The organism is Actinomadura geliboluensis (assembly GCF_005889745.1).
In the GTDB taxonomy this organism is placed as follows: domain Bacteria; phylum Actinomycetota; class Actinomycetes; order Streptosporangiales; family Streptosporangiaceae; genus Spirillospora; species Spirillospora geliboluensis.
In genome coordinates, this window is sequence record NZ_VCKZ01000720.1 from 1 (window position 1) to 1565 (window position 1565).

The window sequence follows — 1565 nt, forward strand, 5'->3', positions numbered from 1 at the left end:
GTACGACATCCTCAAATCTCCCGCAGACCCCCCGCAAGCCGCCTAACCCCCACCACAGCCGCACGCGCGCCCTCGCGCTTCCTCCGACGATGTCTGAGGCGCGAGGTCGCACCAGGGTTCACGGGAAGGCATCCACCCACGTCCTCCACCCGCCCGAACACCACAAAACCGGGTGCTACCCGAGCACCACCGCCCCCCTGAAACACGCGCCGACCCTTCGCCCCGCAGCCGCAAGACCACATTGCCATCGGGGCGGGCAGTGTGGCCGATCGCAGAAGCGGGCCCCTCCACCACCGACGATCCCGGCCTGGACGTACCACCTGGCAAGCCTCCAAGCCTGGCGAGCGCTGAAGCCTGGGCGAGCCCTGAAGCCCGGCGAGCCACCTGGCGAGCCTCAAAGCCTGGCGAGCCTCAAAGCCTGGCGCCCCTCAAAGCCTCGCGCCCCTCAAAGGCTGGACATGCCCCCCAGCGAGCCTTGAAGCCTGGACATGTCACGTAGCGAGCCTTGAAGGCTGGACATGCCAGCTGGCGAGCATCGGCACGTTCGGGTCGTTCATCGGGTTCGGCTTCGCGTTCGGGCAGGTCCTGCCTCCGCGGCGGCGAGCACGGCGGTCATCGCCCTGTCGAACCTTTGACGGACGTCACCTACGCCTGCCTAGGGACGCACGCAGCAATACGGGCACGGCTACGTCGCCGCCGGCGTGCTTCTCGGTATAAACGTGCGGGTCGTCGCGCCGCGCCATCGGTCGCGACATATCAGCCGCCCTTCAAATGGCGAACAAATCACCGCAAAGGGGGCAAATTACCGAGGAGCGTCTCTACGCTTGCGCCTTTCGGGGCCGATAACACCGAGTGAGACTTATAACACCGTGCGGCCACCCATGCATACCAGCCCGTCCACTTCCGGAAGTGTCGGTCAGTGGCACATCATCTGCGGAGCCCGCGCGGAGTCCGCTCGCGGCATGGCCCGGAACACGCGTGCCAGCAGGCTATACCGCCGAGAATTCACGCCTTTCGCTTCACGCCGCCACATCTGCTCGACCACATCGCCCTCTCACTTACATCTAGGACATAACGCACATTTCCTCCACCATCACGCCGCAACCCGCCACCCAGGAACCTTCCGTCGAGTGTGAGCAATGTTCAACGCTCCGTAGCCGAATTGACTACGATCGGCATTCTCACGGTGACCGACGCGATCCCCCGGGGCGAAGATGAACCGCTTTCAGGCCCATCCCAGGCTGGTCGACCTGCTCGGCGACTGGCTTCGCTGCACCAGCGGCGTGCTGGGCTGTACCGCGATGGCCGGTGCGATCTCCATGGGAGCCGCCGCGTCCGCGGAGGCCGCCGCGCATCCCGAGCCGGGGGCCCGCAGATCCGCGCCGCCCATCTGCCGTCACACCGTGAGCATGGGCGACTGGCAAAAGTGCAAGGAGGCATGGCGGTCGATGTACGAGAGGTCTCGCAGAGGATCAGGCCGCGGCCGGGACTTCCCTCGCTGGGCGGACCGGCACACCTGGAAGCCCAAGTCCGGGCACAAGCCGCCCTCCCCCGTACCGGTCGAG

The 1565-nt window shown here is 66.4% G+C and carries 1 protein-coding gene; it reads left to right on the forward strand.

Annotated elements, in window-relative coordinates:
* Positions 1–1214: 1214 nt before the first annotated feature.
* On the forward strand, positions 1215–1565 hold a 351-nt coding region (locus ETD96_RS46340; RefSeq protein WP_205719766.1), incomplete at its 3' end, for a hypothetical protein.